Annotated in this window: 23 protein-coding genes; 13 read left to right on the top strand and 10 right to left on the bottom strand. The window is 63.9% G+C overall.

Annotation, left to right across the window (positions count from 1 at the left end; all coding sequences use genetic code 11):
- Nucleotides 1–33 precede the first annotated feature (33 nt).
- Both rlmD and CTA01S_RS03630 read left to right on the top strand, forming a co-directional pair.
- Nucleotides 34–1389, top strand: coding sequence for a 23S rRNA (uracil(1939)-C(5))-methyltransferase RlmD (gene rlmD, locus CTA01S_RS03635; protein WP_062192308.1), 1356 nt, complete (start codon nt 34–36; stop codon nt 1387–1389).
- Nucleotides 1390–1662: 273 nt separating this feature from the next.
- On the top strand, nt 1663–2070 hold the full coding sequence (locus tag CTA01S_RS03630; protein WP_019559289.1) for a heme-binding protein: 408 nt from the start codon (nt 1663–1665) through the stop codon (nt 2068–2070).
- A gap of 34 nt (nt 2071–2104) precedes the next feature.
- Here CTA01S_RS03630 and hemP read toward each other — a convergent pair whose 3' ends face one another.
- On the bottom strand, nt 2105–2305 hold the full coding sequence (hemP, locus tag CTA01S_RS03625) for a hemin uptake protein HemP (RefSeq protein WP_062192304.1): 201 nt from the start codon (nt 2303–2305) through the stop codon (nt 2105–2107).
- 136 nt (nt 2306–2441) lie between these two features.
- The gene (locus CTA01S_RS03620) at nt 2442–2660 is read right to left on the bottom strand and encodes a (2Fe-2S)-binding protein (RefSeq protein ID WP_019559291.1); all 219 of its coding nucleotides are present in this window, start codon (nt 2658–2660) and stop codon (nt 2442–2444) included.
- 320 nt (nt 2661–2980) lie between these two features.
- Between CTA01S_RS03620 and CTA01S_RS03615 the strand changes: the two genes are divergently transcribed.
- Entirely contained in the window at nt 2981–3703 is a 723-nt protein-coding gene (locus tag CTA01S_RS03615; RefSeq protein WP_019559292.1) for a protein-S-isoprenylcysteine O-methyltransferase, read from the top strand.
- Nucleotides 3704–3718: 15 nt separating this feature from the next.
- Here CTA01S_RS03615 and bfr read toward each other — a convergent pair whose 3' ends face one another.
- Nucleotides 3719–4195, bottom strand: a complete 477-nt coding sequence (gene bfr / locus CTA01S_RS03610) for a bacterioferritin (RefSeq protein WP_019559293.1) — start codon at nt 4193–4195, stop codon at nt 3719–3721.
- 225 nt (nt 4196–4420) lie between these two features.
- Here bfr and CTA01S_RS03605 point away from each other — a divergent pair, with 225 nt between their 5' ends.
- The 5 genes from CTA01S_RS03605 (at nt 4421) to CTA01S_RS03585 (ending at nt 10397) form a co-directional block, all read left to right on the top strand.
- Nucleotides 4421–4765: a hypothetical protein gene (locus tag CTA01S_RS03605; protein ID WP_062192297.1), complete on the top strand. Its 345-nt coding sequence runs from the start codon at nt 4421–4423 to the stop codon at nt 4763–4765.
- 154 nt (nt 4766–4919) lie between these two features.
- A complete protein-coding gene (carA, locus tag CTA01S_RS03600; RefSeq protein ID WP_062192293.1) occupies nt 4920–6077 on the top strand; it encodes a glutamine-hydrolyzing carbamoyl-phosphate synthase small subunit in 1158 nt (385 codons plus the stop codon).
- The gene (gene carB, locus CTA01S_RS03595; protein WP_062192289.1) at nt 6070–9324 is read left to right on the top strand and encodes a carbamoyl-phosphate synthase large subunit; all 3255 of its coding nucleotides are present in this window, start codon (nt 6070–6072) and stop codon (nt 9322–9324) included. Before carA ends, carB begins: the two co-directional genes overlap by 8 nt.
- Nucleotides 9325–9467: 143 nt before the next feature.
- Nucleotides 9468–9944 (top strand): transcription elongation factor GreA, encoded by a 477-nt coding sequence (gene greA / locus CTA01S_RS03590; RefSeq protein WP_019559297.1) that lies wholly within the window; start codon nt 9468–9470, stop codon nt 9942–9944.
- An 18-nt stretch (nt 9945–9962) separates the two neighbouring features.
- A complete protein-coding gene (locus CTA01S_RS03585; RefSeq protein WP_019559298.1) occupies nt 9963–10397 on the top strand; it encodes a DUF4149 domain-containing protein in 435 nt (144 codons plus the stop codon).
- Nucleotides 10398–10423: 26 nt separating this feature from the next.
- Here the strand turns inward: CTA01S_RS03585 and CTA01S_RS03580 are convergent, their stop codons facing one another.
- The gene (locus CTA01S_RS03580) at nt 10424–10900 is read right to left on the bottom strand and encodes a YhbY family RNA-binding protein (protein ID WP_062192285.1); all 477 of its coding nucleotides are present in this window, start codon (nt 10898–10900) and stop codon (nt 10424–10426) included.
- 20 nt (nt 10901–10920) lie between these two features.
- Between CTA01S_RS03580 and CTA01S_RS03575 the strand changes: the two genes are divergently transcribed.
- The 4 genes from CTA01S_RS03575 (at nt 10921) to glmM (ending at nt 16041) form a co-directional block, all read left to right on the top strand.
- The gene (locus CTA01S_RS03575; protein WP_062192281.1) at nt 10921–11607 is read left to right on the top strand and encodes an RlmE family RNA methyltransferase; all 687 of its coding nucleotides are present in this window, start codon (nt 10921–10923) and stop codon (nt 11605–11607) included.
- A gap of 185 nt (nt 11608–11792) precedes the next feature.
- A complete protein-coding gene (ftsH, locus tag CTA01S_RS03570; RefSeq protein ID WP_019559301.1) occupies nt 11793–13703 on the top strand; it encodes an ATP-dependent zinc metalloprotease FtsH in 1911 nt (636 codons plus the stop codon).
- Between the two features lie 72 nt (nt 13704–13775).
- Complete coding sequence (gene folP, locus CTA01S_RS03565) at nt 13776–14630, top strand: dihydropteroate synthase (protein ID WP_062192277.1); 855 nt, start codon at nt 13776–13778, stop codon at nt 14628–14630.
- A gap of 61 nt (nt 14631–14691) precedes the next feature.
- Nucleotides 14692–16041: a phosphoglucosamine mutase gene (glmM, locus tag CTA01S_RS03560; protein WP_062192274.1), complete on the top strand. Its 1350-nt coding sequence runs from the start codon at nt 14692–14694 to the stop codon at nt 16039–16041.
- A gap of 11 nt (nt 16042–16052) precedes the next feature.
- Here the strand turns inward: glmM and CTA01S_RS03555 are convergent, their stop codons facing one another.
- From CTA01S_RS03555 to CTA01S_RS16375, 6 genes are all read right to left on the bottom strand, one after another.
- Nucleotides 16053–16817, bottom strand: a complete 765-nt coding sequence (locus CTA01S_RS03555) for an OmpA family protein (protein ID WP_232300978.1) — start codon at nt 16815–16817, stop codon at nt 16053–16055.
- 80 nt (nt 16818–16897) lie between these two features.
- Complete coding sequence (gene tagF / locus CTA01S_RS03550) at nt 16898–17887, bottom strand: type VI secretion system-associated protein TagF (protein ID WP_019559305.1); 990 nt, start codon at nt 17885–17887, stop codon at nt 16898–16900.
- Entirely contained in the window at nt 17884–21630 is a 3747-nt protein-coding gene (gene tssM, locus CTA01S_RS03545) for a type VI secretion system membrane subunit TssM (protein WP_062192265.1), read from the bottom strand. The genes tagF and tssM overlap by 4 nt, the downstream gene beginning before the upstream one ends.
- A 17-nt stretch (nt 21631–21647) precedes the next feature.
- Complete coding sequence (locus CTA01S_RS03540) at nt 21648–22616, bottom strand: hypothetical protein (protein ID WP_157451288.1); 969 nt, start codon at nt 22614–22616, stop codon at nt 21648–21650.
- A gap of 368 nt (nt 22617–22984) precedes the next feature.
- Nucleotides 22985–23254, bottom strand: coding sequence for a PAAR domain-containing protein (locus tag CTA01S_RS03535; RefSeq protein WP_062192259.1), 270 nt, complete (start codon nt 23252–23254; stop codon nt 22985–22987).
- Nucleotides 23255–23321: 67 nt separating this feature from the next.
- Nucleotides 23322–24143 carry a M15 family metallopeptidase gene (locus CTA01S_RS16375; protein WP_019559311.1) on the bottom strand — a complete coding sequence of 274 codons (822 nt, stop codon included), beginning with the start codon at nt 24141–24143 and terminating at the stop codon, nt 23322–23324.
- A 155-nt stretch (nt 24144–24298) separates the two neighbouring features.
- Between CTA01S_RS16375 and CTA01S_RS03525 the strand changes: the two genes are divergently transcribed.
- A complete protein-coding gene (locus tag CTA01S_RS03525; protein WP_062192254.1) occupies nt 24299–25093 on the top strand; it encodes a hypothetical protein in 795 nt (264 codons plus the stop codon).
- Nucleotide 25094: the final 1 nt, after the last annotated feature.

Genomic DNA, 25094 nt, shown 5'->3' with positions numbered 1-25094 from the left:
GGCGTCGGCGGCGGCCGCGGGATAATCCGCGTCATGAGTGAAGTGAATGAATGGCTGCGCATCGAGTCCCTCGATCTCGAAGCGCAGGGCGTGGCGCACGATGCGCAGGGCAAGGTCGTGTTCGTCGAAGGCGCTTTGCCGGGGGAGGAAGTCCAGGTCAAGGTGCTGCGCCGCAAGCATCAGTGGGAGCAAGCCACCGTGACGGCCTGGCGCCGTCAAAGCCCGCAGCGTGTGCAGCCGCGCTGCCCTCATTTCGGCATCTGCGGTGGCTGCAAGATGCAGCATTTCCACGTGACCGCCCAGGTGGCCGTCAAGCAAAGGGTACTGGAAGACAACTTGTGGCATTTGGGCAAGGTGCGGCCGGACTTGGTGCTGCGGCCGATCGAAGGCCCTTCCTGGGGATATCGCTACCGTGCCCGCTTGTCGGTGCGTCACGTGCCCAAGAAAGGCGGGGTGCTCGTGGGCTTTCACGAGCGCAAGTCCAGTTACGTGGCCGATATGCGCCGTTGCGAGATCCTGCCGCCGCATGTCAGCGCCTTGCTGGAGCCCCTGCGCGAACTGATCGCGGCCATGCACTCGCGCGATCGCCTGCCGCAGATCGAGGTCGCCGTCGGTGACACGGTCGATCACAGCGTCACTGCTTTGGTGTTGCGCCATCTCGAACCGCTGGACGAACACGACCTGGCTCGGCTGCGGGACTTCGCGCGTGAGCATCGCATCCAGTGGTGGCTGCAGCCCAAAGGGCCCGACAGCGTCCATCTGTTGGACCCGGCCGAGGTTCCGCTGGCCTACCGACTGCCGGAGTTCGGGATCGAGATGCCGTTTCGGCCGACCGATTTCACCCAGGTCAATCACCACATCAACCGCGTGCTGGTGGGGCGGGCCGTGCGTTTACTGGATGTTCAGCCGCATGAGCGAGTCATCGACTGGTTCTGCGGCTTGGGCAATTTCACGCTGCCGCTGGCGCGCCAAGCCCGCGAGGTCTTGGGCATCGAAGGCAGCGAAACCCTGGTGCAACGCTCGCGTGAGAATGCGCGGCACAACGGTCTGGATGGGCGGGCCCGCTTCGAGGCGCGCAACCTGTTCGAGTTCGAGGTGGCCGACCTGGCGCGATACGGGTCGGCGCAGAAGTGGCTGATCGATCCTCCCCGCGAAGGCGCACTCGCACTGAGCAAGGCCCTGGCCGAGTGGCACCAATGTCCGCAGTCGGCTCCAGACTTCCAGCCTCCGCAGCGCATCGTCTACGTGTCATGCAACCCTGCCACGCTGGCCCGCGATGCCGGCCTGTTGGTGCACCAGGCTGGCTACCGTTGCGCCGCCGCTGGCGTGGTCAACATGTTTCCTCACACGGCCCACGTCGAGAGCGTGGCTGTGTTCGAGCGGGGCTGATCCCTGCGGGGCCCTGGACAGCGCAAGCAATCCCCCAGGCGTTGCGCAGCACGGGATGGCGCGGCTCGGTCCTGACGGTCCACCCCGTGTAGGCCGCATGCAAACCCTGGGTCATCGAGCCGTTCGAGACGGTTCCCATCTGCGGTGCAACCCGTGCTTGGGATGCCCGACGATCCGGGCACGCTGAGCTCCCTGCCGCGGACGGCCTCGACTCTGGAGTAGGCTTGTGCCTGGGCGGCGTGGTGTCGCCAGATTCCTTCCCAAGGACCATCCATGCAACAGAAATATCAGCTGACGCTCGAAGACGTGAAGAAAATTGCCCAGGCCGCCGAGGCCGAAGCACTGGCCCACCATTGGGCCGTGTCGATCGCCATCGTGGACGACGGCGGACACCTGTTGTGGTTGCAGCGCTTGGATGGTGCTGCGCCGATCTCGGCCCATATCGCACCGGCCAAGGCTCATGCGGCCGCGCTGGGGCGGCGTGAGAGCAAGGTCTACGAAGACATCATCAACCAGGGGCGCACCGCGTTCCTGAGTGCGCCCACGTTGCATGGTCTGCTCGAAGGAGGAGTGCCTATCATGGTGGAGGGGCAGTGCGTCGGGGCCGTGGGGGTCAGTGGAGTGAAATCCACCGAAGACGCACAAATCGCCCGTGCCGGCATTGCGGCCCTCATCGGCTGAAGAAAAGCCCTCGGCTGACGTGGCCGAGGCGCTTCTATTTGGTCAGGATGAGTTTGCCGAACTTGGTGGCGCGCAATTGATACAGCGCGCCGTTGTGTTCGATTTGGATTGATTTGCGTCCCTGGAGCAGGCGGCTGCTGGGCAGGGTGATCTCCTGCCCCAAGACTTCGGGCTCCTGGGGCGGCTTGGGCAGGCGTGCGGTCGACGGGCGAGGCAGACTCAGGGTCGGTTTCATGTCTCAGGCCTTTGTGCGTGGACGCTCATCCTGTATGGTGAACGGGTCGCCGAGCAGCAGGGATTCAGCAGGCAAGAGCCCACCAAGCCGCTGCGGCGACGATCAGCAGACTCAATAACCAGTCCATGGGGTGGGCTCAGGCCAGCGCCAGGGCCGGGGCCATCACCGAGGCGGCTGCGGCTTGGGCCGGGTGCGTTTGAGCGGCGCGCAAGACCGAGGCAGCACAATCGGCGCAGCGGCCGCAGCAAGTTGCGACGCCAAGCTCCATTTGCAGGTCTTCGAGGGACCCGCAGCCTCGATGCGCGGCATGCACGATGTCGCGGTCGGAAACCCGGCGGCACACACAGACGATCATCTCGGAGCCCTTGGCATGGTTGGAACTGGGATCAGTATAAATAAGAATGATTCGTACTACAAGTCGGCTGAGGTCCGGAATGTGTACGGGTCGGCACGGCGTGCGACTTTCATTTGGTTGCCAATCCGCACGGGATTTCCCCCCTCTGGGGGAAGCGCACGGCCCAAAGCTGCCTCGATACTGCGCAGGGCAGCGTGTGCCCATGCTGCGCGCAGCACTGGATCTCTTCCTGTAGACGTCATGCGTTCGACTCGGACCAGCCTCTGTGGGCCCGTTCTGTCTGTATGCCCCCGTTGGGGGGCCATGATGGAGGCGCGGCCGTGAAACCCATCGAAGCAGCCTCGGCCGCTCAGCGGTCGAACGCGACGTCCGGTGTGTACGGCGACCGGTTGCGGTTTTGGTTTCCAGTGGTTCTGTTCGTCTTGGTCGTGGGGGCTTATTGTTGGCGCCGTGGCGACGATTGGCGTTGGTACGAACTGGTGTGGGCGGTGGCTTCGCTGGTTCAGGCGGCCATTCGTTGGCCGCACGTACAGGCCAATCGGGTCAACCGGGTGCGCCTGCAGCGAGTGGATCGACGCGAGCAGTGGCTGATGTTCCTGGTGTTTCTGGGGCTGCTGTGCTTGCCCATGCTGGCGCTGGCCACGCCATGGTTCGATGCGCTGAACTATCGCTTGCCGCACTGGGCGCCCTGGGTCGGCACGGCGATGATGGTGGCGTCGCTGATTTATTTTCATCGGGCGCACGCCGACCTGGGGCGACATTGGTCGCCCTCGCTGGAAGTGCATGAAGAACATCGCCTGGTCACCCAAGGGGTGTACGCTCGGGTGCGTCACCCCATGTACGCCTCGATCTGGATCTTTGCTCTGGCGCAACCCTTGCTAGTGCACAACTGGCTGGCCGGCGCGTTTGGGGTGCTGGCGTTCGGGCTGCTGTATGCCTTGCGAGTTCCCCGAGAAGAAGCGCTGATGCTCGACGTGTTCGGCGACGACTACCGGGCTTACATGCAGCGCACCGGCCGCCTGTGGCCCAGGCGGCCGCGCTGATTCGGGAGCACTTGCTCAGGAGACCTCGCCCATCTGGGACTGCAGGTAGTTTTGCACCCCGACTTTGCCCACCAGTTCGATCTGGGTCTCCAGGAAGTCGATGTGCTCCTCGGTGTCGTCCAGGATGTCCTGCAGCAGGTCGCGCGACACGTAATCACGCACGGACTCACAGTGGGCAATCGCCTCTTTGATGGTGGATTGCGCCGCCGTTTCGAGCTGGAGATCGCAGTTCAGAATCTCCACCACGTCTTCCCCCACCAGCAGCTTGCCCAGATCCTGCAGGTTGGGCAGACCATCGAGCATGAGGATACGGTCGATCAAGCGGTCGGCATGCTTCATCTCCCCGATCGATTCCTCGTATTCCTTCTTCGCGAGCTTGTCCAGGCCCCAGTGCTTGAGCATGCGGTAATGCAGGAAATACTGGTTGATGGCCGTCAGCTCGTTTTTGAGCTGGGCATTGAGGTACTCGATGACTTTGGCATCACCTTTCATGGGGCTCTCCTAGTGTTGTTGAACGTGGGTCGGGGACGATCGACCGACACTCCATTGTGCGGCCATCCTCCTTGGTGCCCGAAGGAGTGACGCCATATCCCTGGAGATCCCTTCGGGCTGCGTGTGCGTGCGACAGGCGTTCGCATTCTCATCCGCATTTGTCCAATGATTTGCAAACGAGAATCGTTCGCATTAATATGCTTGCATCGACCCACCGGAGACCTCATGAAGCCCGATGTCCTGAGCCCCGTCTCGATGCACGAGGAGGAGCACGAGCTGCCGTGCGCCGAGGGCTTGCTGGCGGCCAGCTTGGCCTTGATGACCGGCTACTCTGATCCGGCGGCTTGCCCGGCTCACCGGCCCTTGTTGGCGCGCAAGATCAGTGAGAACCTTGCGGCGTTGTGCGAGCACCCCTTGTTGAACCCGAACTTCAGAACCGTGTTGTGGGGCTTGTGCCAGCGCTGGCAAGCCCGCTGCGAGTCGGAGGCGCGTCACGGGGCGGGGGCGGCCAGCCCGTCGGCCGTCGAGGGGCGGTTGCCCTGGGTGAAGGCCCCGGCCACCCTTCAGTGATCCTTCTTCGTGGCTCTGCGGCGGGAAGGTCGGCAGGATATAATCGATAGGTTTACCTGCAACCATCCCCCGCCCTCGCGAAACTTCCCGCCGAATCCTGACCGGACGCCTGCTGGAGGCGTAGCGCTGGGCGCGCACAACACCGGAGAACCCCGTGCTGCCGCAACTGCCCCAAGCTCTCTTAGCACTCGCAGACGGCACGGTCTTTCGTGGCACCTCGATCGGCTCGCCCGGTCATACGGTCGGTGAAGTGGTGTTCAACACCGCGCTCACCGGCTACCAAGAAATCCTCACCGACCCCAGTTACTGCCGGCAGATCGTCACGTTGACGTATCCGCACATTGGCAACGTGGGCGTCAACGATGAGGATGTCGAGGCGTCGAAAGTCCATGCCGCCGGCCTCATCATCAAGGACCTGCCGGTCCTGGCATCGAACTTCCGTCAAACTCGCTCGCTGTCGCAATACCTGGTCGACGAAGGCACGGTGGCCATCGCCGACATCGATACTCGACGCCTGACTCGGATCTTGCGGACCACGGGCGCCCAAAACGGTTGCATTCTGGCCCTGCCGGCCGGGCAGCCCCTCACGCAAGCGCATGTCGAGGAGGCGGTGTCCAAAGCCAAGGCTGCGCCCAGCATGGCCGGACAGGATCTGGCGCAGGTGGTGAGCGTCAGTGCGCCCTACGAGTGGACGCAAACCGAATGGCGTCTGGGGCGTGGCTATGGCACCGTGGCGGCGCCGCGCTTCCATGTCGTGGCCTATGACTTCGGCGTCAAGCGCAACATCCTGCGCATGTTGGCCCAGCGTGGATGCAAGATCACCGTGGTGCCGGCTCGCACGTCAGCCCAAGAGGCTTTGGCGCTGCGTCCCGATGGCATCTTCTTGTCCAACGGGCCTGGCGACCCGCAGCCCTGCGACTATGCGATTGCGGCGGCACGTGAGTTGATCGACACGGGCATTCCAACCTTTGGGATCTGCCTGGGCCACCAGATCATGGCGCTGGCCTCGGGGGCGCGCACGTTCAAGATGAAATTCGGTCATCACGGGGCCAACCACCCCGTGAAGGACCTGGACAGCGGGCGCGTGAGCATCACCAGTCAGAACCATGGCTTTGCGGTGGACGAAAAGACCCTGCCGGCCAATCTGCGCCCCACCCATGTGAGCCTTTTCGACGGCACGCTGCAGGGCCTGGCCCGCACCGACAGGCCCGCTTTTTGTTTCCAAGGCCACCCGGAAGCTTCTCCCGGACCCCATGACATTGGCTATCTCTTCGACCGGTTTGTGTCGCTGATGGAGAACAAGAATGCCTAAGCGCACAGACATCCAAAGCATCCTCATCATCGGCGCGGGCCCGATCATCATCGGCCAAGCCTGCGAGTTCGACTACTCCGGCGCCCAGGCGTGCAAAGCGTTGCGTCAGGAGGGCTACAAGGTCATCTTGGTCAACAGCAATCCTGCGACCATCATGACCGACCCGGACATGGCCGATGTGACCTACATCGAGCCCATCACGTGGCAGGTCGTCGAGCGCATCATCGCCAAGGAGCGGCCAGATGCCATCCTGCCCACCATGGGGGGACAGACCGCGCTGAACTGCGCGCTCGACTTGCATCGCCATGGCGTGCTGGCGAAGTATGGTGTCGAGATGATCGGCGCCAACGAGCATGCGATCGAGAAGGCCGAGGACCGGCTGAAGTTCAAGGAAGCGATGACCAAGATCGGCCTGGATTCAGCCAAGTCGGGCATCGCGCATTCGATGGAAGAGGCCTGGGCCGTGCAAAAGCGCATCCAGGCGGAGATCGGGGGCTCGGGCTTCCCGATGGTGATCCGGCCCAGCTTCACGCTGGGTGGCACGGGCGGTGGCATTGCCTACAACCCGGAAGAGTTCGAGGAGATCTGCAAGCGTGGGTTGGACTTGTCGCCGACCAACGAGCTGCTCATCGAGGAATCGCTGATCGGCTGGAAGGAGTACGAGATGGAGGTCGTGCGCGACCGCGCCGACAACTGCATCATCGTGTGCTCGATCGAGAACCTCGACCCGATGGGCATTCATACGGGGGACTCCATCACCGTGGCGCCTGCGCAAACGCTGACGGACAAGGAATACCAGCTGATGCGCAACGCCTCGATCGCCATCTTGCGCGAGATCGGCGTGGATACCGGCGGCTCCAACGTGCAGTTTGCGATCAACCCGAACAACGGGCGCATGATCGTGATCGAGATGAACCCGCGTGTGTCGCGTTCATCGGCCCTGGCGTCCAAGGCCACGGGCTTTCCGATCGCCAAGGTGGCGGCCAAGTTGGCCGTCGGCTACACGCTGGACGAGCTGCGTAACGAGATCACCGGTGGCGCCACGCCCGCGAGCTTCGAGCCCAGCATCGATTACGTCGTCACCAAGATCCCGCGCTTTGCCTTCGAGAAATTCCGTGAGGCCGATCCCCATTTGACCACCCAGATGAAGTCGGTGGGCGAGGTCATGGCCATGGGGCGCACCTTCCAGGAAAGCTTCCAGAAGGCCTTGCGCGGACTGGAAACCGGCATTGATGGCCTGACCGAACGCAGCACCGACCGTGAGGAGATCGTGCAAGAGATCGGTGAGCCCGGTCCTGAGCGCATTCTGTACGTGGCCGATGCCTTTCGTATCGGCATGAGCTTGGCCGAGGTGCACGAGGAAACGTCCATCGATCCCTGGTTTCTTGCGCAGATCGAGGAGCTCGTTCGTATTGAATCTGGCTTGGCTGGGCGCACCTTGCCCAGCCTGACGGCCGAGGAGTTGCGTTTCCTCAAGCGCAAAGGCTTTTCTGACAAGCGGCTGGCCCGCTTGCTGGGGACCGACCAGCATGCCGTGCGGCAGGCCCGCCACGCTTTGGGCATCCGCCCGGTTTACAAGCGTGTGGACACCTGCGCGGCCGAGTTCGCCACGCAGACGGCTTACATGTATTCCACCTATGACGAGGAGTGCGAAGCCGACCCCTCGAACCGGAAGAAGATCATGGTGCTGGGCGGTGGGCCCAACCGCATCGGTCAGGGCATCGAGTTCGACTACTGCTGTGTCCATGCGGCGCTGGCCATGCGTGAAGACGGGTACGAGACCATCATGGTCAACTGCAACCCCGAGACCGTGTCCACCGACTACGACACCTCCGACCGTCTGTACTTCGAGCCGGTGACCTTGGAAGACGTGTTGGAGATCGTCGAGAAAGAAAAGCCCGTCGGGGTGATCGTGCAATACGGCGGACAGACCCCGCTGAAGCTGGCGCTCGATCTGGAGGCCCAAGGCGTGCCCATCATCGGCACCAGTCCCGACAGCATCGACATCGCCGAAGACCGCGAACGCTTTCAGCAGTTGCTGCACACCTTGGGACTGAAGCAGCCGCCCAACCGCACGGCCCGCACCGAGGAGCAGGCCTTGCAGATGGCGCGGGAAATCGGTTACCCGCTGGTGGTGCGTCCCAGCTATGTGTTGGGTGGTCGGGCGATGGAGATCGTGCATGGCGACAAGGATCTGGAGCGCTACATGCGCGAGGCCGTGCGGGTGAGTGAGAAGTCGCCGGTGTTGCTCGACCGCTTCCTCGACGATGCCATCGAAGTCGATGTGGATTGTGTCGCCGACGGCGAGTCGGTGATGATTGGCGGCATCATGGAACACATCGAGCAGGCCGGCGTGCATTCTGGTGATTCGGCTTGCTCCTTGCCGCCGTACACGCTGTCGCCCGGCCTGCAAGACGAGCTGCGGCGTCAGACCACCCTCCTGGCTCAAGCCCTGAAGGTGGTGGGTCTGATGAATGTGCAGTTCGCCATCCAAGGCGAAGGGGAGGAGGCCACGGTCTATGTGCTGGAGGTCAACCCGCGGGCTTCGCGCACCGTGCCGTATGTGTCCAAGGCCACTGGTCAACCCCTGGCCAAGATCGCCGCGCGCTGCATGGCCGGGCGCAAGCTGAAGGATCAACAGGGCTTGGGCGGACGTCCGCCGCGCGAGGTGATCCCGGCGTATTTCTCCGTGAAGGAAGCGGTCTTCCCGTTCAACAAATTCCCCGGGGTCGATCCGGTGCTGGGGCCCGAGATGCGATCCACTGGTGAGGTGATGGGCGTGGGCAAGACCTTTGGCGAGGCGATGCTCAAGAGCCAATTGGCCGCCGGCTCGCGTCTGCCCACCAGCGGCACGGTGTGCCTGACGGTGAAGGACGCCGACAAGGCCAGGGCGGTGGATGTGGCTCGCCAGCTGCATGCGCTGGGCTTCCAACTCGTGGCCACGCGGGGCACGGCTGCGGCCATCGCTGCGGCCGGCATTCCGGTGCGGGTGGTCAACAAGGTCAAGGAGGGGCGTCCGCACATCGCCGACATGATCAAAGCCGGCGAGATCCAACTCGTGTTCACCACGGTCGATGAAACGCGCACGGCCATTGCAGACTCACGCTATATCCGCACGGCAGCCTTAGCCAACCGTGTGACCTACTACACGACCATGGCCGGTTGCGAGGCTGCAGTGGAGGCGATGAAACACCAGGACGATCTGGTCGTTTATTCCGTGCAAGAATTGCACAAGACGCTACACTGATTTCCATCTTCTGAACCCAGGCCGCCGCCGACCGTCCCCTGCGGGAATCGGCGGCGGCTGATTTTTTGCTGACCTGCGCTACCGTTCTCGAGCGGCCACCGCTTGGGGATCGGGCGCTTTGACCATGTGAGAGAGTAGACCCTATGGCCACCATTCCGCTGACCAAACGAGGCGCCGAGAAGCTCAAGGCCGAACTCGCGCGCCTGAAATCCGTGGAACGTCCGGCCGTGATCCATGCGATCGCGGAGGCCCGCGCGCAAGGCGATCTGTCTGAGAATGCCGAGTATGACGCGGCCAAGGACAAGCAGGGCTTCATCGAGGGCCGCATCCAAGAGATCGAAAGCAAGCTCGCCGTGGCCCAGATCATCGATCCGGCGGCGCTCGACGCGGGCGGTCGGGTGGTCTTCGGCTCGACCGTGGACCTCGAGGAAGAGGAATCCGGCGAGACCGTGACCTATCAGATCGTCGGCGACGACGAAGCCGACCTCAAGCAGGGCCTCATTTCCATCAGTTCGCCCATCGCGCGGGCGCTCATTGGCAAGGAAGCGGGGGACGTGGCCGAGGTGCAGGCGCCCGGCGGCATCAAGCGATACGAGATCGTCGAGGTTCGCTACATCTGATCGATCGGAGGACCCGTGATGCTGCGGCGTTGGATGGCCTGGGTCGCCGGCCTGTGGGCTGGAGCCGTGCTGACCATCGGCTCCGTGGCCGCGCCCTCGGCATTTGCGGTGCTCGAGCGCGCCCAGGCCGGGCGCTACGTGGCGCGGATATTCGCCATCGAGGCCCATGCCAGTTTGGCCTTGGCCGTGGTGCTGATCCTGCTGGCGCGCCGGTGTGCCAAACAGCAGGCCGGCTCGCACTTCAGCCTGGAACTGGGGCTGGCATTGATGGCCCTGTTTTGCACCGTCGCGGGCTATTTCGCGTTACAGCCCATGATGGAAGCCGCGCGGGCCGGGCAGGGCGCCTGGTCGTTTGCGGCCCTGCATGGGGCCTCGTTGGCCTTGTTCGTCCTCAAGGGATTCGCGTTGCTGGCCCTGGCCTGGCGCGCCACCGCCGTGGCCGCGCGCCCCTGACCGGGACGCCGCGGCGCCTCCGGGACTCAGGACTCGAGGGCGCGCTTTTTGCGACTGACGATGCGTTTCTTGGCCCGCTTGACCGTGCCACCTTGGGTCAGGCGCTGGTTGCCCAGAATCGTGACCTTCTTCACCTCGGGGCGTTGCCCCCCGCGCTTGGAGTACTTGATCACCTTGACCACCTTGGGGCCGGGTTTACGATCCTCGTCCACGGGTTTTTCTTTGGGCGGGATCGGGCGCCACAGCACCAGCAGCTTGCCGATGTGTTGGATGGGGGCGGCGCCCAGACGGTCGCTGAGCTGTGCGAGCATGTCCTCGCGGACTTGCCGGTCGTCGGAAAAAACGCGCACTTTGATCAGGCCGTGGGCCTTGAGGGCGGCGTCGGTTTCCTTCAGGACGGCGTCGGTGAGACCCTCGGCGCCGATCAGGACGACGGGGTCGAGATGATGGGCCTCGGCGCGCTTTTCCTTGCGCTGGGCCGCAGTGAGTGTGATCGCGGACATCTGCCTATTATCGTCGGCTCATGAACATCAAAACCAAGAGCAAGAAGGTCAACCGGGCGTGGTTGCACGACCACCTGACCGATCCTTACGTGAAACTGGCCCAGAAAGAGGGCTATCGATCGCGCGCGGCCTACAAACTCAAAGAGATCGATGAGACCTTGGGGCTGATTCGACCGGGCCAACTGGTGGTCGATCTGGGAGCCGCGCCGGGGGCCTGGAGTCAGTACGTGCGGCGGCGCTTCGCCCCGCGCGACGCCGTCGGCGGCGGAGCCGCGGCCGGCGCGCTGAATGGGCAGATCATTGCCCTGGACCTGCTCGACATGGAGCCCATCGAGGGGGTGCGCTTCATCCGGGGAGATTTTCGTGAGGAAGCGGTGTTGGCCGAACTGGAAGCGGCGGTCGCTGGCCGTCCCGTGGACCTCGTGATCTCTGACATGGCGCCCAACCTGTCGGGAATTGCCGTGTCCGACGCGGCCCGTGTGGCCCACCTGGTCGAGCTGGCGGTGGAATTTGCTTGCGCCCATCTGCACCAAAATGGTGCACTTGTCTGCAAGGTCTTTCACGGCAGTGGGTACAGCCAACTCGTCGAGCTCTTCAAGCGCCACTTTCGCATCGTCAAGCCGATCAAGCCCAAAGCCTCCCGCGACAAGTCGGCCGAAACCTTCTTGGTCGGCCAGGGTCTCAAGTCCCAGACGGCGGCACGCTGAGGCACGCTGAAAAAGCTATCTCGGTCATAGCGCCGAAGGACTCGCTGCGAGGTGTGTGATCCGTCAAACTCGGGTTGGAAACGGGGTCACCTGGATCGGAGTGCTGCGCTTGTGTCGAATAGAATGATCCCGATGTTGTTTGTCAACGGGCAATTTTTGCAGTTCGTGTCGGAGAAGGAGCCGCGGTGAACAATCAATGGTTCTCGAAAGTGGCTGTATGGCTGGTGATCGCGCTGGTGCTGTTCACCGTCTTCAAGCAGTTTGATCGTACCGCGGCCACTACCGGGCAGATCGCCTATTCCGATTTCCTGGAAGAGGTGCGCAACAATCGCATCAAGAGTGTCACGCTGCAAGAAGGTTCGGGCGGCGCCACCGAGATCATCGCCATCACCAACGATGATCGCCGTATCCGCACCACGGCCACCTATCTCGATCGTGGCCTGGTGGGCGATCTGATCAATCACAACGTCCGCTTCGACGTCAAGCCGCGCGAGGAGCCCTCGCTGCTGATGAGCATCCTCATCTCCTGGGGGCCGATGCTGTTGTTGATCGGTGTGTGGATCTATTTCATGCGCCAGATGCAAGGCGGCGGCAAAGGTGGGGCGTTCAGTTTCGGCAAATCGCGCGCACGCATGCTCGATGAGTCGAACAATACCGTGACCTTTGCCGACGTGGCCGGCTGTGACGAGGCCAAGGAGGAAGTCAAGGAATTGGTCGACTTCCTGAAAGACCCCCAGAAATTCCAAAAGCTGGGTGGGCGCATCCCGCGCGGCGTGCTGATGGTGGGGCCCCCGGGCACTGGCAAGACCTTGTTGGCCAAGTCCATCGCGGGCGAGGCCAAGGTGCCGTTCTTCTCGATTTCCGGCTCGGACTTCGTCGAGATGTTCGTGGGCGTGGGTGCGGCCCGCGTGCGTGACATGTTCGAGCAGGCGAAGAAGAACGCGCCTTGCATCATCTTCATCGACGAGATCGACGCCGTGGGCCGTCATCGCGGAGCCGGCCTGGGCGGCGGCAATGACGAGCGCGAGCAAACGCTCAACCAGATGCTGGTCGAAATGGATGGTTTCGAGACCAATCTGGGCGTGATCGTGATCGCTGCGACCAACCGGCCCGACATTCTCGATCCGGCCCTGTTGCGTCCGGGTCGCTTCGACCGTCAGGTTTACGTGACCTTGCCGGACGTGCGCGGCCGCGAACAGATTCTCAATGTGCACATGCGCAAAGTGCCTATCGGTACGGATGTCAAGCCAGACATCCTGGCTCGCGGCACGCCCGGCTTCTCGGGGGCCGACTTGGCTAACCTCGTGAACGAGGCGGCGCTGTTTGCTGCGCGTCGCAATGCGCGCGTGGTGGAAATGCAGGATTTCGAAAAGGCCAAGGACAAGATCCTGATGGGGCCTGAACGCAAGTCCATGGTCATGCCCGAGGAGGAGCGTCGCAATACCGCCTACCACGAGGCAGGACACGCCTTGGTGGCCAAGTTGCTGCCCAAGACCGATCCGGTCCACAAGGTCACGATCATCCCACGCGGGCGCGCGCTGGGTGTGACCATGCAACTGCCCGAAGGCGACCGCTACAGCATGGACAAAGAGCGCATGCTCAACACCATCGCGGTGCTGTTTGGCGGACGCATTGCTGAAGAGGTGTTCATGAACCAAATGACCACCGGCGCCAGCAACGACTTCGAACGTGCCACGCAGATCGCGCGGGACATGGTCACCCGCTACGGCATGACCGATGAGCTGGGCCCGATGGTGTATGCCGAAAATGAAGGCGAGGTGTTCTTGGGACGTTCGATCACCAAGCAGGTGAACGTCTCGGAAGAGACCATGCAGAAAGTCGACAAGGAAATCCGCAAGATCATCGACGAGCAATACGCCGTGGCTCGCCGCTTGATCGAACAAAACAAAGACAAAATGCATGCGATGGCCCAAGCCTTGCTGGAGTGGGAGACCATCGATGCCGAGCAGATCGACGACATCATGGCGGGCAAACCGCCCCGTCCGCCGAAAGACTGGGCGCCCAGCGGTGGGGGCAAGGGCAGTGGTGGTCCTACTCCGCCGGTCAATACCGACCAAGCGCCCGCAGCGGCTTGACACGCTAGGCATTTCCAGCGCTGCGCATTCACACCCAACGGGGCTTCGGCCCCGTTGTCGATTTCCGAACCCATGTTTTGGCAAACCTCGCGCTACGACATTGATCTGAGTCGTCCTCGGGTGATGGGAATCGTCAACATCACGCCCGATTCCTTTTCCGATGGCGGCCGGCATGCCGACACGCGATCGGCGCTGGCCCATTGCGAGCGGCTGTTGCGCGAGGGGGCGGACATCCTCGATTTGGGCGGGGAATCGAGCCGTCCGGGGGCTCAGCCCCTGCCCCTGCAGGAAGAGCTCGACCGCGTGCAACCAGTGCTGCGCGAAGCCGTGCGCCTGGGCGTTCCCATCTCGGTCGATACCTACAAGCCCGAGGTGATGCGCATGGCCCTGGAGGCTGGCGCGGACATCGTGAACGACATCTACGCGCTGCGCAGCCCAGGGGCTCTTGAGGTTGTTGCGCAGCACCCGCGTTGCGGCGTGTGCCTGATGCACATGCAAGGGGAGCCCAAGTCCATGCAAATGGCCCCGCACTACGAGGATGTGACCACCGAAGTGCGCTGCTTTCTGGATGCACGAGCACAGGTGTTGCGCGACCACGGGGTTGCGGCGCAGCGCATCGTCCTCGATCCGGGATACGGATTCGGCAAATCGGTGCAACACAATTTCGAGTTACTGCGCCGACAACAGGAGTTGCTTGCGCTGGGCTATCCGCTATTGGCAGGGTGGTCGCGCAAGTCGTCGCTGGGGGTGGTCACCGGGCGGGACGTGGCCGATCGCCTTGCAGCCAGTGTGGCGGCGGCCCTGGCGGCCGTGGCGCATGGTGCGCGCATCGTGCGTGTGCATGATGTGGCCGCGACCTTGGATGCCCTGAAAGTCTGGGCGCATGGGGGCCTGCCTTCATGGTGCCAGCAGCCCAGGCAAGGTTGAAAGTCTCTGCAACCCGCAGCGCAGCCTCTCCCACCTCTGGATCGAAACGAACCACACAGCCATGAGCCAACGAAAATACTTTGGGACTGACGGTATCCGCGGCACGGTCGGCAGTTTTCCCATCACTGCGGACTTCGTCTTGCGTCTGGGGCATGCCGTCGGCCGCGTGCTGCGGCGTGCACACCAGGGCAAGGGCCGTCCCACGGTGTTGATTGGTAAAGACACACGCATTTCGGGCTACATGCTGGAATCGGCTCTGGAGGCGGGTTTTTCGTCCGCTGGTGTGGATGTGCTGCTCAGCGGCCCGCTGCCAACTCCGGGTGTGGCCTACCTGACCCGGGCCCTGCGGTTGGATCTGGGGGTGGTCATCAGCGCTTCGCACAATCCGTTTGCCGACAACGGCATCAAGTTCTTTTCGGCTCAGGGTGAAAAGCTGCCTGACGAATGGGAGTCGGAGGTCGAGGCCTTGCTCGAGGAACCCCCCCAGTGGGTGGACTCGGCATCGCTGGGCAAAGCGCGGCGGCTCGACGATGCCCAGGGTCGCTACATCGAGTTTTGCAAGGCCACCTTCAGCGCGACGCTTTCACTCAAAGGCTTGCGGATCGTGGTCGATGCGGCTCACGGCGCGGCTTATCAAGTCGCCCCCAATGTGCTGCACGAGTTGGGCGCCGAAGTGGTGGCCATTGGCTGCAGTCCGGATGGCTACAACATCAACGCCGGATTTGGCGCCACGGCACCGCAAGCCTTGATCGAGGCGGTGCGCCAGCATGGTGCGCACTACGGTGTGGCCCTGGATGGGGACGCGGACCGGTTGCTCATGGTCGATGGCCAAGGGCGCCTGTACAACGGCGACGAGCTGCTGTACGTGATGGTGGACGACCGCTTGCGTCAGGGGCAGGCCGTGCCCGGTGTGGTGGGCACCCTGATGACCAACCTGGGGGTGGAGCAGGCCTTGGCGCGGCGCGGTGTCGCGCTGGTGCGAGCCAAGGTCGGTGATCGCTATGTGCTCGAAGAGTTGCTGGCGCGCCGATGGTTGCTCGGTGGCGAGGGCTCGGGGCATCTGCTGGTACTGGACCGTCACACCACGGGTGACGGCATGGTCAGCGCCTTGCAGGTGCTGCAGGCGACGATGCGTTGCGGACTGAGTTTGGCCGAGCTACTGGCCGATGTGACCCTGTGTCCGCAATCTCTGATCAATGTACGGCTGTTGCCTGGGCAGGACTGGCGCCGCAATGAGCGTTTGGCTCGTGAGCAGGCCGATGTGGCGCGGGAGCTGGGTGACACCGGGCGCATCTTGATCCGTGCGTCAGGCACCGAACCTTTGCTGCGCGTGATGGTCGAGGCCCGGGATGCCGCTGTGGCGCAAGCCTGCGCCGAGCGCTTGGCCGCTGCGGCGAGCCTGTCGGCCTGACCGTTGCAGGGCTACTGGCTGATCCGGAACTCGATGCGGCGGTTACGGGCCCGCCCTTCAGGCGTGTCGTTACTGGCCACAGGCCGTGCGGAGCCCACGCCGGAAATCGCCAGGCGTTGGGCATCGATGCCTCGGGCCTGAAGGTAGTTGCGCACGGCGTCGGCCCGTGCCAGTGAAAGGGCCAAATTGGCATCTGGTGCGCCCAGGGCGTCGGTATGACCGATGATCTCGATGCGCTTGGCCGACAGGCGCATCAAGATGGGCAGCATTTGGTCCAGCACGGAGCGGCCTGCCGGGGTGAGCACCGAGCTGCCGGGTTCGAACTCGACGATGCGGTTGGCCAGCGCCTGGTCGATCAGACTCTGCTCCCCCGTGCCGACGCGCAGGGCGCTGCGCACGGTATAGGTGGGATTCAGCCGCGTGGCCATGGCGCTGAGCACCTGTTGACGTTGGGCTTCATTGGGCACCTCGCCCTGCAGGTCGATTTGCGTGCCGCGCACCGAGAGCTGGCCGCGGCTGACCTGGCGGATTTCAGGGCCGAGGATGTTGCGCACATGTTGGGACCACTGTGGCGGGGCAACCACGCTGCCGATGGCGATCTGATCGACGACCCGTTGAGCGCCATACAGCTCATGCAATCGTTGTAAGACGAGCGCACGGGTGGCTTCGTCCGGGACCGTGCCGGTCACGAGGACTTGGTCGGGCCCTGGTTCGCTTCGATTGCCGGCTGCGGCCAAGCCGGCGCTCAGAAGCAAGGAGGCGGCCAAGGCACGCATGGGCCACAGGTGCCGCCGTGGCACGCACGGGCGTGTCTGCAGCGCGAGACAGGGATGTGTGAACATCATCGTTGTGTTCCTCAGAGGCCCAGAAAAGTCTCACGAAAAGTCTGGCTGGCCTGCGCCAGCGAGAGCGTGGGGTTGCGCAGATAGCTCGACAGCTTCTTCAGTCCGTAGTCCGTCTCGACCGAGGGTTCAACCCAGGAAGGACTGGAAAATTCGATGTTGTCCTTGAGTCCGGCTTGTGGGTCCAGCACAGAGCGCAGGCTGCGCGGACAGGCGCCGTTGAACCCGATGACCAGCACCGCGCGTCCGTGGTGCCGAGCGGTGAAGATGCCCAGCTCCAAACCGCTACGCCGCAGGAAGCCGGCCACCAGATCAAGCCAGAACGAGGCCACGAAAGGTCGATACAGCGGATCACTGGGAAGCGGCAACTGCAGGCCCCGCTCGAGTTTGGGGTTGGGATGGCCAATCAGGGGACGCAGCAGCAGTCCCAGCGCCAACAGCGTTTGGCGCAGCGGCAGCGCTTGACCGGCTTCTTCGAGGAGGGATTCCAAACTGCCCAGGGTCTGGGTTTCCAAAAATTCCCGGAAATGTGTTGCGTCCTGCGTGGCAGGGCACTGCAATCGCCGTTCGGCGTGCGTCAACACCTCCTGGGTTTGCGTGGATTCCTGGCAGGCTTGCGCAAGCTGGGCGGTGTGTTCCATTTGGGTCCACAGGCGCGACAAGGCCAGTGGGCTCAAGCCCAAGAATCCGACGGGCTCGGCGACACCGAATGAGGCCGCCACGATGAACGGATAACGGCGGCCGGAGGCATCCTGGCTGGGCACCAGGTATCCGGCCAATCCGACGGGGCTGCGGGGCCCCAAAAATGCGAAATGGGTGGCCGGTGCCTGATCGTAGGTCTGCTTCCAGCAGGGATCCTGTGCCAGCAATTCCAGGGTGCGCGACATCCAACGGTCCAATGTCTGCACCAGCGACGCACTGGCGGTCCCGTTGCGCACGAAATCGCCGCAGGAAGGCAGTTTGCCGAAGCACACGAGCTTGGCGGTCGCGGTGGGCAGGCTCATCGAGCGCCTCCCGCTGCAAGGGCCGAGACAGAACGAGCAGACGCCGCACCGGCGACCGCTCGGGGCAGGGGCGCCGCCCCCAAACTGCCGCTCCCTGCAGACGCCCCGCCCGACGCTCCGGGCATGGCGATGATGCGCAGGTGCACGGCCACGGTGTGTCCGCCCGCAGACCATCGCAGCTCGTGAGTTTGGGCATCGATGCGGCGGCGTTGGGCGTTGTGGATCATGCGTTCCAATCCGAACCGGCCAGGCTCATGCAAGAACTCGATGCTTCGGCCATCGAAACTCACGCCTTGCAAGCGCACGCCCAGCGTGGGCTGAGGGCCGGGCCACACAAAGTGAGACCATGCGGCCGCGGCATTGCGATAGCGCATCACTTGGCCGTCAATCTCCAGGCTGTACTCGGTCAAGCCCGGCGCCGGTTGGGGAAGGATTTGAAACAGTGTTTGCTCGGTGTCGGCCGAGCTTGCGGCATGACCGCCAAGGGGCGCCACCCAGGCGGCGAAGCGACCCGTGAATTCCGGCAACAGCCGGATGGACAGATCGGCCCAGGTGCGCGGAGCCAGGCTGTCGCCCCGCCGGATCACCAGCGGCCCCAGGGTCTTGTCCGCAAACCGGGCGATCGCTCCCTCAGGGCCGAAGATCTTGGCCATGTCGGCGGCGGATGCCTCGACACGGGCGTCGGGCTTGAAGGGGTAGCGGTCGGCCAGAGTGGATTCATACGGGCCGTAGACCTGAGCGAGCCAAATGCGGTTGATTTCTTCCTCTGCGTCCGGGATCAGTGCTTCGAATGCCTGCATCAGTGGCCGCACGAGCAGTGGGCGCAGGCTTGCGCGCGCGCTGTCGTTCAAGCCGTTGAGCATCTGCTCGTCCACGAGTTTGAGCAGCTCGGCGATCTCCGACTGTCCTTCCAGCGTCTGCTGCATCAGCTGAACGCTGCCTGGGCCGGATTCACCCTGGGTGTGGATCCGATTGAATCGTGTGCGCAGACGCGACAGGCCCTCCAGGTAGGCTCCCATGAGCGTGCCGCCATTGTCTCGTGCGCTCAACAAACGGCTCACGCCGGCAAATTCCTGGCTGACTTGCCCCGCGATCGCTTGCTGAGCGCTGGCCGGATCGTCGGTGCGCACTTGCGCATTCATTGGAGGCGGGGTTTGTCGCAGCACCACTTCTCGGAACCAAGCGCCCAAACCACGGTTGGCGCTCATCAGCGCCGTGGCACTCGCGGGGCGATCCCAGGAGGTTTCTTCGTGCACGACCGTCATCAATCGCCCGAGGGGCGAATTGGCGGGGTCGCCCAGGCGGTTCATCCGTTCGACGGCTTGCTCGAAGCTGCCAAACGGCTGCACGGTCACGCCGTGGAGGAAGCGGTGCCATTGGGCGATGTATTCGGACTTGTAGGCATCGGTCAGCGCCTTCTGGATCTGCTCGGGGCTGCCATCCAGTGTGAGGTCGTCCTGCACCGTGGTTTTGAGGACCCAGTCGTCGGCCTGGAGGGTTTTGTGTGCGGCGTCACGGATGGCGCCCTGCACGTACTCGACCCAGGCTTGTCGTGTAAAGGCGCCCGAGACGGCCTGGCTGCCGGCCAGCAGATCTTGCCCCGATTCGCCAACGGCGCGGGCCACGGTCATGGGCGCAAAGCGGGTGGCGGCGCGCGCCTTGATTTCGGCATAGACCCGTTCGCGGGCGGGCATGCCACGCACCACGGTGCGCAGCACGCGACGAGTTTCATCGACCAAGGCCAGGTTGTTGGCCACCTGGGGAAATGTGGGATCCTGGACTTGGGCCGTGGTGTAGGCAATCAGCGATTCGGCCAACATCAGCATGCGCTCGCGTGGCATCGCGCCGCGATTGACTTCGAGCCAGCCGCGCCAGAATCGGGTGATTTGGTCGCTCAGGTGAGCGGGCTCTGCGCGGCGCCGATCGGCCAGCATCAAGTAGGTCTTGAGGGCGTTGTAGGCATCGGTGACGTTGGTGGTCGATGCTGCGCTGTACGGCGAACCGGTTGTGGCGCTCGGGGACTGCGTCGTCGCCACCGGTTCGGCGCCATCTTGTAATTTGCCCTCGTTGTCCTTGACGGCTGCCAGATAGGCCTCGATGCTTTGGGCCACGGGTTTGAGCATGACCTCGCGCACGCCGTGAAAGTATTCGCGCCGCAGGACATCCTCCAGCTGCTGGCCCTGATGCAAGCCAAACGACAGGGACCACGGACGCTCGTGACGGATCGCCTCGACCTGACGCAGCCGATCCTGCAGGATCATGAGCGCCTCCAGGCGCGAAGAAAGATCCGGCGAAGAGGCCTGCAGCCGGGTGACCTGCTCCAAGTCAGCGCGAACATTGGCCACCCATTGGCGATTGTTGGCATACGACCAGGTCCACAGGCCTAGGCACAGCCCCAGTGTTGCAAGGCCCACGATCACCGTGGCTTGGCGCCAGCGGCGCCGGACACGGGTGACGTGTTGACGCACCAGATGACGGTCGGCAAAGATGACCCGGGTGAACAGGTCTTTCAAGAAGAAACCCGTGTGGGAATAGACGTTGGCCGTGGTGCCGGGCTGCAAGCTCAGGCCGAAGCGACGTGCGACGCGCTCACTGGACCGACTGGTCGATTCCCCTTCTTGCACCGCGCTGGTGAAGTAGAAGCCTCGAAAGCGGGGTCGATACTGGTAAGGGTTGTCCTCGAACAGCGTTGCGATGAAGGTGGACAGTGCGGGCTTCAGACCCGCGAACTCCAAGGGGAAGCTCAATACGCCAGGCGGCAGCCGCTCGCCGCGCTGCATCGACATCCGCGCCACCGAGGCGGCTTTGAGCCCTTCGTACAGCTCGTCGAAATGCCGTTCGAACAGCCCCAGGGCATCGGCGCGTCCTTGTTCATCATACGGAAGCGTGGCACCCCAGACCCGTTCACGTTCGCTGCGGTCTCGGTCTTCGAAGAATTCGACGAACCCGCTGATCAGGTCGGCCTTCGTGAAAATGACGTAGACCGGGGCGATGACCTCCAGCTTGTCGGTGAGCTCTTGCATGCGCTGGCGCAGCTGCTTGGCCAGGCGGATGTTGGCTTCAGGCCGCTGGGCTGCCAGTTCGGCCACACTGACAGCAATCACGATGCCGTTGATCGGGGCTTTGGCTCGGTACTTTTTCAGCAGACCGAGGAAACCCAGCCATTCGGCCCGATCCTCATCTTGGACGCTGTAGCGACCGGCAGTGTCGATCAGGATGCCTTCAGAGGTGAAGAACCAATCGCAGTTCCGGGTTCCGCCGATGCCCTGGATGATGCTGCCGGCATCGTCCGAGAAAGGAAAACGCAGCCCCGACTTCACGATGGCCGAGCTCTTGCCTGCGGCTGGGTTACCGATCACCATGTACCAGGGCAGTTCGTACAGCGCGGCCCGCCCCGAGGTCTGTCCGAGTCGGGAGCGTTGGAGGGTGCGGATGGCCTGTCGCATGCGCTCGCGCAGCAAGGCCACTTCTTCTCGACGTTGCCGGTTCGTTTCGAGCCGCGAGGCTTCGGCATGCTGGGCGTCGAGGGCTTGTTCCAGAGCTTTGGCCGCCTTGCGGGCCTTGTAGCGCTGCACGGCCCAGCGCACGAGCATGGCCAGCGCAAAGAGGGCCAGCAAGGCCAAGGCCCAGTGCATCGGCAGTTCGAAGGCCCAGGCTCCGACGCTCACGAATCCGATCAACGCCAGCCAGCCCGTGACGCGCTGGGTGAGGGGATGCAACAGGAAGTTCAAGACGCTTTGCATGGCGAGGCGAACGGAAATCAGCTGGACGAGGCCTCGGCGGCCGAGGAGGCGACTTGCGTCGGACTCAATACGGCCGCCCAGGGCTGCGGGCCTGCCAGCAGGAGCAGCACGGGGGCCCGATCGTGACGTGAGGCGTGGCTGCCCAGGGCCAAAGCCACCAGCGGTCCCGCACATCCGAGATCGCCGCAGGCCACACCGATGCGGCACAGACGTTCTCCCACGTCCAGCTCGGGCAACAGTTCGACGATGGTGTCGAGGACTTGTTGAGCGTCAGGCCCGGCCAGCGCGACATTGCTGACCACCCGGCCGACCGCCGAGGTGGGCGGCCCAGCCTTTAGGGCATGCGCCGCGATGTCGTGCACGGCACGCTCTGGCGGGACATCGGATGTCGGTGAGGCCGGCCAGGACAGCTGGGCCAGGACCTCATCGTGCGCGGAGGTGTCGCCAGCGCGCGGCGCTTGGACCAGCAAGGCGGCAGCGGCTTCGCCAGGAACGGCTGCCGTGGGGGCATGCTGCGGATCGATGAGCGAATCGCAGGCCAAGACCAAGGTTGCAGAAGTTCCGCCGCCCGACGATTCATCGTTCCCGAGGCTCTCGGCGTGGAGACGGTGGAGCATGCCAGCCAGGCCCACTGCAGGCAGCAGGCGAATCTCCACCGGGCCGGCATCAGGCCACAGGCGCGCCATCAGCTCGTCTTTCAACCAGCTTTGGGCCAGGCTGCGTTCGTCTGCGGTCCAGTGATCTGGCACGGTCCATTGGACATTCAGCCTGGTGTGGGAGGGAAGCTGCTGCAAAGCCGCTTGCAGACCATCGAGCGCGTCGGCTTGCAAGGCCAAGGCTCGCCACAGGGCCGGGCGTTCGACGGCTGCAGAGGCGGCCGCCTCGCCCAAGGCGCGGGTCACCCGGGACACATCCAGGGTGGCACAACGGGCGCTCAGGCGCAGCAGTCCCTGATCGTCCGGCCATTGCGGATCGGGTTCTGGCATCGATGGCTGGGGGCCGATGGCCTGCAGCACCGCTTCCGGGACGTTTCCACATCGGGTAGCGACGGACGCGCCACGCACCAGCAGCGTCTGCGGTGCTTGAGCATGAGTGTGAGCGACGGCGGTGCCGTGGGAAGCGTCGGTTGCTTGCGGTGGGTGATTGGGTGGCGCATCCCGACGGCTGGGGCGGAAGGCCCACAGCGCCATGCCACCCAGCAGAACGAGCACGACGACAGACCACCATCGGTCGCCAAGCCAAGGTGACATCGACGGCCACTGTGCGATGGACCACAGCACGGCTGGCACGAGCAACAGAAGGGCCAGACCAGGCCAGAGGATTTTGCGCATTGGGCAGACTCCTGTGGCGCCGGTCAGGCGGTGGTGCTGAAAGATTGGCTGGCAATCAAGGTGGCCCCACAAGCGCATTTGTCGCCATGGCGAGCCGCCGGCTTGCCGTCGATCAGCATCGTGGGGTCACCAGTGACGATCGTGGTCACGCGGCCGTGGCCCTTGCGGGGGCAGGTCACTTTGTCCCCGACGCGTGCGATACGCCGTCCGTGGGTGTCGGTCGATCCGGATGCTTCGACGACGGTGCCGCCGTGACTGGTCTTGTCGCCCAGAACAATGAACGGACGTGACATGTGCACTCCCTGCACTTGAAGATTTCTTTGTGGAACGAAGTCTAGCGATACAAACGTCTGCAACCTGTTACCGTTGGTGTCGTCGAGACAATTGGATGGAACGCAGCTCCACGTGCCCGTAGTCGCGCATCTGCCATCGTCCCCCCCAGGTCAGGCCCACCGATTCGGCGAGTTCGCCATACAGTCGGTACCCTTCGAGGGCCCAGGGATCTTGTTCGGAGATCACGAGCGTCCCATCACGAAGAAACGCGCTGTCGGCGGCCAATCCGTGCTGGTGATAGCTTTCTCCCGGTCCGGCTTGCGTGACCTGAGGCCCCATGGCTTGCAACTCGGCTTGTCTTTGCGGGCTTCGGTATCCCTCGATGAGCACCATCTCATAGCCATATCGCTCTCGCATCAGTCGATAGACGAGCAGCAGCCGTTGACGGAAGTCCTCGTCGAGAAGCGACCAATCTCGGCTGGCGTGTGTGAGTCGAGGGCGGATGGCCTCGACCTCGGCCGTGGCGAATACCTCCGGTGGCAACGCCGGCGGCGGAACCAGCTTTTCGCCTTGTAGCAGCCAGGCGATCTGGGGGTTCCTGCTCGCGGTGTGGGGCACGCCGAGGTCCGCCACACGGCGGCCGTCGTGCATCCACCATGCCAGCAAGGGCGGCACGATCAGGAGCGACAACATGCCCAGGATGCGCAGTCGGTGTCGGTACGAAAGCACAAGCTGCGTCGGCGCCTTCCAAGGCTTCTTCGGGCGCATGCGGCGGTGTCCACGTTGGGTTCGTCGCCAGTCGCGGCCGAGGCGGCGCACCCATGGGAGCGGATTGCTGCGCAGTTCCGGCAAGGCCCACCAGCTCAGCAGCAGGCTGCCAGTGATGACGAACAGGAGAATCCAGCCCATGGCGTTTTCACGATGTAACGAGGCTTTGCGAGCCCCCACAAATCACACCGGTCTTTCTAGAATCGTGCGCGCGCGGTCCGGGACGGTCATGCCACGGATCGCCCAAGGGAGGATCCATGCATAACCGTCGTTTGCCACCATCGGGGCACGAGCCTGTGCCCAGTCTCTTGGCGAGCCGCGACGCGGCCGTCGACGCCTCGCTCGAAGCTGCCGAGCAGGCAGAGGGCATCCTGGCGGTGGTCAGCCAAGGCCACGCGCTGGACACATCACGTCGGATGCGGATTTGGCGCGTGCTGCCGATCGTGTCGATCGTGCTGGTCGGCGCGTTGACATGGTGGATATGGCCCATGCAAGATCGCCGCGTACCTGCACTCGAGGCAGCGCCTTGGTCCCAGCAGCGCGCGCCCCAGCAGCCAGCGGCCGCTGCGGTCTTGCCCGACCCGTTCGTTCGCACCACTGAGGCGGCCGTCACGAATCCGTCGGCGGCACGTATCGAGCTGGCCGAGGAAGTCTCCACCGTGCCCCAGCCCGAGGTCGAGCCGCAGGCCTCTGAGCGCGTGAAGGTGGGGCAAGCGTCTTCGGCGCCATCCACCTCTTCTGAGCGTCGCCGCAAAGGATCGCGGGTCGCTCCCGTGTCTCGAGAGCCCGTGCGCCGCATGGCCACCCGCACCGTCGATCCCGATGTGGACGTCATTGAAGTGTTGATGTCACGCGCTGTGCCCGAATCGGTCGCCCCCCGCCAGGTGTCGTTGGGATCGGGTTCCACGCCTGGGGGGGCCCACAGCGATGTCGTGCTCGTCCAGGCGGGAATTCCCACTGCGGAGCTGGTCCGGCGTTGTCTCACCTTGGGCTGGCTGGAAGGGCAGTTGTGCCGCGCCCGAGTGTGCGCGGCGCGGCATGACGACGAGGCGGCCTGTCCACGCCAGGCCACTGCCTTGGGCGCTCCCTGAA

The sequence above is a fragment of the Caldimonas taiwanensis NBRC 104434 genome (genome assembly GCF_001592165.1).
Lineage (GTDB): Bacteria > Pseudomonadota > Gammaproteobacteria > Burkholderiales > Burkholderiaceae_C > Caldimonas > Caldimonas manganoxidans.
Note: the sequence above shows the minus strand (reverse complement) of the source record. Positions and strands in the feature narration are given on the sequence as shown.